This window comes from Phytoactinopolyspora endophytica (assembly GCF_004138495.1).
Taxonomy (GTDB): domain Bacteria; phylum Actinomycetota; class Actinomycetes; order Jiangellales; family Jiangellaceae; genus Phytoactinopolyspora; species Phytoactinopolyspora endophytica.
Genome location: NZ_ML142849.1, coordinates 721031 through 729565, shown reverse-complemented (window position 1 = coordinate 729565; position 8535 = coordinate 721031). Strand labels below are relative to the sequence as shown.

The following is an 8535-nucleotide window of genomic DNA, read 5'->3' as shown; positions in this document are numbered from 1 at the left end:
CGCGCGGTGGCCTCCGAACCGTCCACGCCGAGCCGGACGGCGAGTACACCGTCGAGATGGGCCGCGCCACGCCAATGGTCGCGAGCGGCGCGGGCGCAAGCGACGACGCGGCGAGCGACGGCGGTGGGACGGTTCACGGCACGGCGGCCCAGAACGTGGAGCCGGCACATGTGACCGTGGGTCTGGACGCCGAGCGTCGGTGGCCTGCCATCGCCGTCGCCGTTCCCAACCCCCATGCCGTGGTCTTCGTCGACGACGTGATCGGGCCGGCTGAGCCGATGGATCCGGCGGACGACGGAGGCGAGGTTCACGCCGAGGCCGGCGGTGCCGATCAGCACGGCCGGATGGGGCCGGCCACTGTCCTGGCCCGCCTCGGCGTGCTGACCGAGCCGCCGACGCTGAGCCCCGACGGGGTGTTTCCCGACGGAGCCAACGTCGAGTTCGTCACCGTCGCGGGCGAGCGGCACATCGCGCTGCGGGTCTGGGAACGCGGCGTCGGTGAGACCCGTTCCTGCGGAACCGGCGTATGTGCGGCCGCCTGGGCGGCGATGCGACGCGACGACGCGACGGGGGGTCACCTCGCGAGCGCGGCGGCGTCGTTCTCGGGCTCGACCACGTACACGGTCGACGTCCCGGGCGGACGGCTGCGCGTGACGCGCCGCGCGGATGGCGAGTTGCTCCTCACAGGACCGGCCGTACTCGGCGTGCGGGGCACCGTCGCGCTCTGACCCTGAGGGGTCGCGGGTTCGGCTGCGCGATGTTAATCCGTGGCCGATTGCGCGTCTGCGAACTCCCTCGGCGGGAGGGCACGCACTGCTGATTCCGCAGCGTATGGCGGTCGTGGAAGGACCTCTGAGACGTCCTCGGGCCGGAGTTGCGCGCGCATGTGACGTAGGTCACAGCATCCGGATGCGTCTGCGGGACGTCTCCTCCTGTAGGACGACGTGAATTGACGACCACGGTCTGATCCCGGATCCGGTTCCGGGCAATAGCGTCGTTTGTGGTGGCTCTCTGCGGGGGAGGGCTACCGGTTTGAGAGGTGGCAACATGTTGAAGATCGAATCGGAACGCCGTGAGGTTGTCCTTGCCAATGCCGCTCTGCGTTCTCGTCGGCGTGCAGCGCAGCGAAGGGGCCGCAGGGCCGCCTCGGTGCGCACCACGTCGGCGTTGCGGCTGGCGGCGGACACGAGGGTGCAACCCGAGCGGTGATGTGGCCGGGTACCTCTCGCCGATCTGGCGAGCGGTACCCGGTATTTCCGTCCCGAGCGCGAACGCCCACGGAAAATGATGGTGATGGATGGCAGCGCGCGTGTCATCCTTAAAGCACGGGATGCGTTGGCTCGCCGCCGGCGTTGAACGTAACGACACTATTGGCATCGCTCATGCCCCGGTCGATACGGAAGACGGGGCGGAAGAAGGAGCATGACGACGAACCCGCAACGGGTCACCACATTCGATCCATACACCGAGACGTCTGATGATCTTGTGACATACGGCGCGGTGAGCGCCCATGACGACGACGTCGAGATTACGACCGGCGAGTTTGACCTGGAAGACCGCCATTCTCTGCGGCGCGTCGCCGGTCTGTCCACTGAGCTCGAAGAGGTCAGTGAAGTCGAGTACCGGCAGCTGCGACTCGAGCGGGTGGTCCTCGCAGGAGTCTGGGCCGACGGGAACTCCACCGACGCCGACAACTCCATGGTCGAGCTGGCTGCTCTTGCTGAGACGGCCGGCTCAGTGGTGCTGGAGGGCCTGGTCCAGCGGCGCAACAAGCCGGACCCGGCGACGTTCATCGGATCCGGCAAGGTGGAGGAATTGCGCGAGGTGGTCCTGACCACTGGCGCGGACACCGTGGTCTGTGATGGCGAGCTGTCGGCCTCCCAGCTGCGCAATCTGGAGGACCGGGTCAAGGTCAAGGTCATCGACCGGACCATGCTGATCCTCGACATATTCGCCCAGCACGCCAAGAGTCGCGAAGGCAAGGCGCAGGTGGAGCTTGCCCAGCTGGAGTACCTATCGCAGCGCCTGCGCGGTTGGGGTGACAGCCTGTCCCGGCAGGCCGGCGGTCGTGCCGGCGGCGCGGGAGGCGGCGTCGGGACCCGTGGTCCCGGTGAGACGAAGCTGGAGACGGACCGTCGACGGATCCGGACCCGGATGTCGAAGCTGCGCCGTGACCTCAACGGCATGCGGACCGCACGCGAGACCAAGCGCTCGGATCGCCGACGGAACCAGGTGCCTGCGGTCGCGATCGTGGGCTACACCAACGCCGGAAAGTCCTCGCTGCTCAATCGGCTGACCGGGGCTGGCGTGCTGGTGGAGGACGCGCTGTTCGCGACGCTGGATCCCACCGTCCGCCGCGCCGAGACACCGGACGGCCGGGTGTACACGTTCGCCGACACCGTCGGATTCGTGCGTCACCTGCCGCACGAGCTCGTCGAATCGTTCCGATCCACCCTGGAAGAGGTCGCCGAGGCTGACCTCCTCCTGCACGTGGTCGACGGCTCGCACCCCGATCCCGAGGGGCAGCTGAACGCGGTCCGTGAGGTGCTGGCGGATGTCGGTGCAGCAGAGGTGCCGGAGATCGTCGTCGTGAACAAGACGGACTCCGCGGATCCGTACGTGGTCACCCGACTGCTCCGGGCCGACGTCGGCACGGTCGCGGTGTCCGCTCGCAGCGGCGCCGGGATCGACAAGCTTCGGTCGTTGATCGAGGAGAGCCTGCCGCGGCCACCGGTCGAGGTCGACGCGCTCGTCCCGTACAACCGGGGGGAGCTGATCTCGAAGGTGCACGGCACCGGAGAGGTACTCGCCGTGGAGCACGAGGCAGACGGCACCCGCATCCACGCCCGGGTCTCCGAGCCCTTGGCCGCCGCCCTCGCACCCTACTCCGCCTAATCAGCCAGCACACTACAGAAGTCCGGGAGCGCCTCGCCGCGCTCCCGGACTTTCATTCTGCCCAAACCCGGGACGTACCCGACTGAAGCTCGCGGCAGGCGGACGGTCGAGAATTGCCGGCAGCGGCACTTAGGCCGAGGCGCAGCGGAAACCGACCACCCACGCAGATCGCCGCCGAGGCCCAGCCGCAGAGGCAAACTCGACCGCCCGCCACCAACGCAACCCCTCAGTCGGCGGATCGCCCACCTAGGTGCTGGGCAAGGAATGCCTCGGCAGCAGCATAGAAGCGCTCCCGGTTCTCCGGCTTCGCCATGCCGTGGCCTTCGTCCTCGAAGAGCAGGTATTCGTGGTCCAAGCCCTTCTCCACGAGGGCGTTGACGATCTGCTCGGCTTCGGCTTCCTTGACCCGGGGGTCGTTCTTACCCTGCGCGACGAGGATCGGGATCCGGATGTCCTCGACCCGCGACAGCGGAGATGCGTCCCACAGGAGGTCCTTCTCCGTCTCAGGATTCCCGACCCTGCTGTACATGAGGGCGATCTGCGGCTTCCAGTACTCCGGGATCGAGTCGAGCAGCGTCAGCAGGTTCGACGGGCCGACCAAGTCGACGGCACAGCGGAAGACGTCCGGGGTGAACGCGGCACCGGCCAGCGCGGCGTATCCCCCATAGGATCCGCCGTAGATGCCGACCCGCTTGCGGTCGATCCAGCCGAGCCCGACCAGGTGCTCGACAGCGTCGAGCAGGTCGGTGTGCATGGTCCGGCCCCACTGCTTGTTACCGGCGTTGATGAACGCCTTGCCGTACCCGCTGGAACCACGGAAATTGACCTGGACGCAGACATAGCCGCGGTTGGCGAACCACTGCGCCTCGGGATCGTAGCCCCACGTGTCCCTCGCCCACGGGCCCCCGTGCACGTTGAGGACCGCCGGCAGGTCGCGTCGCTCGAGTCCGACCGGAGCGGTCAAGTAGCCGTGGACGGTGAGGCCGTCGCGCGCGGTGAAGCTGAACGGCTCCATCTCGGCGAGGTCGTACTGCTCGAGCTCAGTGCGGTGTGAGAACAGGTAGGTGAGCTCACGGGTGTCCCGGTTATAGATGTAGTACCGGATGGGGCCGTCCGACAGCACGTCGTGGACGACCCAGCGGCGGTCGTCGCGGACCGACCGCGAGACGCCGATCTCTCCGCGGAGCTGGGAGCGCAGGTGGTCGACCTCGGCGCCGAACTCGGGATCGAGGTGCAGCCATTCCTTGCGTTCCTTGACGAACGTGACGCCCTGGGGCTCCAGCGTCTCTGGGTGTGAGGTCACACCGGCCACGTCGTACTCGGCGTCTTCGGCGAGAACCCTCTGTTCGCCGGTCGCCAGGTCGACCCGGATCAGCCGCGACGCATTGACCCCCACGCTCGACGTCAGGTACGCGACCTTGCCGTCCCGGCTGAAGCCGTAGACGCCGGTGGCGGTCACGTCGTCCGGGCCTATCTCCAGCCAGGGCTCGTCGGACCCGCTCTGGCCGTTGCGCAAGTAGATGGTGGCGCCACCGTCTTCGGTCATCGCCACCCCACCGCGGACGGCGAGCTCGGAGTCGACCATCCATCCGGCATAGCCGGGGTTGGTCTCGACCTTCTCGATCTCCCGCGTCGTCAGGTCGAGACGGTAGATGTCGTGCAGCGCGGGGTTGTCCGCGTTGAGCGCGATGAGCATGGTCGTGGGGTGCCAGCGGTTATGGGCCAGCACACCGGCGGTGACGCCGGTCTGCGGGGTGACGAGTATCGCCTCGCCGGTGTCGAGATCCAGGGCGTACAGCCGCCAGTCCTCGTCACCGTCGGTGTCCTGCAGGTAGACCAGAGTCCGGTCGTCGTGGCAGAAGTCGAACATGCGGATGCCACGACCGCGGTCGGAGGTGACCGGGCGCGCAGCGGACGGGTCATCGGCCGGGCCGACCCAGACGTTGAGCACGCCGTCCTCGGGCGCGACGAAGCCCAGCCGGGTACCGTCGGGCGACAGGGTTGGCGACACGCGCTCGGGGTTGCCGAAGAGCACGTCGCGGGGGATCAGCTGCGGGCGGTCATCACTCATGGACCGATTCCATCACGTCGTCCGGTCCGGGCCGATGCAGGGTGCGCCCCTGATATGCCCCTGGAGATCTTTCCTACCCGCAGCTGCGGTGCTACTCCGTCAGAATGTCATCGATGGTGGTCGCATTGAGGGCGCGATCGACCCATATCTTGAGTTGTTCGCTGTCGTGGCAGGAAAGGATGTACTCGGCGGTGTCGTCGGGGACATGGACGCTCCGGGCCGCGAGGATCTGTAATAGCGTCTCGGCTTTGCCACGCGCTTCACCACGCGCTTCACCACGTGCTTCGCCACGCGCTTCACCACGTGCTTCAAGCTTGAGGCGGTAGGCCTCTCGGTAGTTCTCCCTGAGCTGAGTCATCAGGTCCTCCCATTGCCGGCGATCAGGGTCGTTGATCCCGCTGACCACGTAGTCAGCGTACATCTCGAGGTCCGGATCTCGTTGGGCCATCAGGGTGTGCAGGAGGGGCTTCAGCACCTGCGCTCGGAGGTTTTCATCGTGTCTGTGTGCGAGTGCTGCGAGCGTGGCCAGGTGTGGCTCCGCGGCGATGTCGGCAGGGCTCGTCATGACTGGAAGGTTCGAAGGGCCGATCACCAGAGGGTTCAGGACGAATCCTGGGTGCCCGAGGTGAATGGGCTTTGCACACCATTCAGCGACGGCATGATCTGAACAAACGACGAGCAAGATGACCGGTCGCCCGCGCAACTTCTTGCGGAGGTTCGTGACGTAGGCAGGCCAGGTGAGGCGTTTGTCTTCGTTGGGATGACGCTGAACCTCGAGGATCACCGCAAGTTGTCCGTTCTCACTTGCGGTATCGCTGAAGAGGAAGACGGCGTCGGCGTGGAAAGTGGCGGGCTCGAGGTCGGCGAGGCTCGCCGCCCGCTCGTCGACGTCGGTGTAGCGGGCGAGGTCGATGGTTGTCGTCTGGCTCAAGAGCTGAGCGGCAAGCCACGGTTGTTCGCGGAACAGGTCGATGGTGAGTTCGTGTTCAGTGCTGACCATGGCCGACATGTCCTGATGGGCGGCCGACCGGCACGGTGGGCCCCGGGCGGAGCAGCCCTGCGTGAGGCGAAGCGGCGCGGGCTGCGGATGACTCGTCCGGTCCGGGCCGCGGATGGTGATGTGCGTTGGCCACGGCGCCATACTCTCCGAAGGTCATGCTCCTTTAATAGAGCCCTCTTGCAGGGTCTGGCTATAGCGGTCACTGAATTGTGGATAACGGTGCATGATGCAGCTTGTTTCCACAGGAAGCCGATGAAGTCTCCATGCTCCGGTACGGCGGCTGCGGCATGTGGTCCAAAACTGATGGCCCTGCGTCGATCGATCGGCCCGAAACGGGTAGCCTCACGTCGGTGACCCACGAGCAACCGCAGCTGATGAGCGACCTCGAGATGCTGTCCGACGACGAGTCATCAGGCGTCGGCACCACCAAGGGGGACGCCGCGGGGTTGCACGACGGTCCGATCCGGGATGAGATGCCCAAGGACGCCGACCGCTCGGACGACGACACGACGCCAGGTGGACGCGGCGAGCCGCTCGGCGAAGACCGAGGTGGCGAGGGGCCTGCCGCTGGCGGAGAGGAAGCCGGGGCCGGCTTGGCCGTCAGCGGCCCGGACCAGGACCATAGGCCCGACGGTGATGAAACACCGCGCAAGCGGCCGCGGCCCAAGGACGTCAGCATCGACGATCTGTTGAGCGCCGTGGTCAGCTCGCTCGGTGGCACGGAGCGGCCGGGACAGATCGAGATGGCCGAAGCCGTCGAGAAGGCGATCCGCAGCGGGGAGCACCTGCTGGTGCAGGCCGGGACCGGAACCGGGAAGTCACTGGCCTACCTGGTGCCGGCGTTGCTGTTCGCCGCCCGCATGGACGAGCCGGCCGTCGTGGCGACGGCGACCCTCGCGCTGCAGGCCCAGCTCGTCGACCGTGACCTGCCTGTGCTGGCCGACGTCGCGGAGCCGTTGCTGGGTCGCCGTCCGAAGTGGGCGACGTTGAAGGGACGAGCCAACTACGCGTGCCTGCACCGGGTCCGCAATGGTGTCCCGGACGACCAGGGTGAGCTGGTCGCCGCCGACGACCTCTCGGTGGGCACTATCGGCGCAGAGGTCATCCGCGCACGTGACTGGGCGGAGGAGCAGGCCGAAGACGGCGGCACCGGTGACCGCGACCGGCTGGAGCCGGGCGTCAGCGACCGCGCCTGGTCGCAGGTGTCCGTCAGTGCCCGGGAATGTCTGGGCGCGCAACGGTGCCCGTACGGCAAGGAGTGCTTCGCCGAGCAGGCGCGGTTCCGGGCGAGCGACGCCGACATCGTGGTGACCAACCACGCGCTGTTGGCGATCAACGCGCTCGAAGGTGTGCCCGTGCTCCCCGAGCACGAAATCGTCGTGGTGGACGAGGGACATGAGCTGGCCGCGCGGGTCACCAGCGTGGCTGCCGCGGATCTTTGGCCCGGAGTGGTCGACCGCGCGGCGACCCGGTCCCGGTCGTATGCGGGCGAGGGGGACGCCGGGGAGTTGCGGCTGGCGGGCGAGCGCCTGCGCCAGGTCCTGGCCGACGTGCCCCCGGCACGGATCGACGAGCTTCCCGCGCCGCTGCAGGAAGCGCTCATCGGCGTCCGGGATGCCGCGCGAGCGGTCCAGTCCGGGTTCGCCTCCACCGCCGACAGGGAGAAGGAGCCGGACGTGGAGGCGGCGCGCCGGGCGGCGAAGACCATGGTGGACGAGATCTTCGAGACGTCCGAACGGCTGCTCAGCGAGAGCGAGCACGATGTGGTTTGGGTCGAGGATCGGGATCGTGGCGCCAAGATCCTGCGGGTGGCGCCGCTCTCCGTGGCCGGGTTGTTGCGCGAGAAGCTGTTCGGCGAGATGACCGTCGTCGCGACCTCTGCGACCCTCGAGCTGGGCGGATCGTTCGACGCGACGGCCGGAGCGTTCGGGTTGACCGGCGAGCAGGCGCCCGACTGGCGCGGCCTTGACGTCGGTTCGCCGTTCGACTACGGCAAGCAGGCGATCCTGTACGTCGCACGTGATCTGCCGACCCCCGGCCGTGACGGGCTTCGCCCGGAGGCGGTGGACGCGCTGGTGGAACTCATCTCGGCGGCCGGCGGCCGGACACTGGCGCTGTTCTCGTCGCGTCGGGGCGCGGAGGAGGCTGCCGAAGCGGTCCGCGACCGGCTGCCGGATAACCCGATTCTCTGCCAGGGCGAGGACATGGTCCCCACCCTGGTGCGCAAGTTCAGCGAGGATCCCGCGACGAGCCTGTTCGGCACGCTGTCGCTGTGGCAGGGCGTCGATGTCCCCGGTGACTCGTGCCGGCTGGTGATCATCGACCGTCTGCCGTTCCCACGGCCCGACGAGCCGTTGAGCTCCGCCCGGCAGCGCTGGGTGGAGAAGAACGGCGGTAACGGTTTCATGGCCGTTGCGGCGAACCACGCAGCGTTGCTGCTGGCCCAGGGTGCGGGCCGGTTGATCCGCCGCTCGACCGACCGCGGTGTGGTGGCGGTGCTCGACCCGCGGCTGGTGACAGCGCGCTACGGCACCTACCTGCGCGCGTCGTTGCCGCCGATGTGGTTCAC

The 8535-nt window shown here is 67.9% G+C and carries 5 protein-coding genes; 3 read left to right on the top strand and 2 right to left on the bottom strand.

Annotated elements, in window-relative coordinates:
- Together ELR45_RS36620 and hflX are read left to right on the top strand one after the other, a co-directional pair.
- On the top strand, window positions 1–728 hold a 728-nt coding region (locus ELR45_RS36620), incomplete at its 5' end, for a diaminopimelate epimerase (RefSeq protein ID WP_476704117.1).
- Between the two features lie 694 nt (window positions 729–1422).
- Window positions 1423–2895: a GTPase HflX gene (hflX, locus tag ELR45_RS03155; protein WP_129663302.1), complete on the top strand. Its 1473-nt coding sequence runs from the start codon at window positions 1423–1425 to the stop codon at window positions 2893–2895.
- A gap of 226 nt (window positions 2896–3121) precedes the next feature.
- On the opposite strand, the gene ELR45_RS03150 is transcribed toward hflX, so the two are convergent.
- Together ELR45_RS03150 and ELR45_RS03145 are read right to left on the bottom strand one after the other, a co-directional pair.
- Window positions 3122–4966 carry a S9 family peptidase gene (locus ELR45_RS03150; protein WP_129663300.1) on the bottom strand — a complete coding sequence of 615 codons (1845 nt, stop codon included), beginning with the start codon at window positions 4964–4966 and terminating at the stop codon, window positions 3122–3124.
- Window positions 4967–5057: 91 nt separating this feature from the next.
- Window positions 5058–5975, bottom strand: a complete 918-nt coding sequence (locus ELR45_RS03145; protein ID WP_129663298.1) for a hypothetical protein — start codon at window positions 5973–5975, stop codon at window positions 5058–5060.
- Between the two features lie 341 nt (window positions 5976–6316).
- Here ELR45_RS03145 and ELR45_RS03140 point away from each other — a divergent pair.
- The coding region (locus ELR45_RS03140; protein ID WP_205855756.1) for an ATP-dependent DNA helicase at window positions 6317–8535 on the top strand (2219 nt) is incomplete at its 3' end.

Excerpts from the sequence above, each read along its gene's own strand:
- ELR45_RS03145 (WP_129663298.1), bottom strand. The coding sequence starts at position 5,975 with ATGTCGGCCATGGTCAGCACTGAACACGAACTCACCATCGACCTGTTC.
- hflX (WP_129663302.1), top strand. The coding sequence starts at position 1,423 with ATGACGACGAACCCGCAACGGGTCACCACATTCGATCCATACACCGAG.
- ELR45_RS03150 (WP_129663300.1), bottom strand. The coding sequence starts at position 4,966 with ATGAGTGATGACCGCCCGCAGCTGATCCCCCGCGACGTGCTCTTCGGC.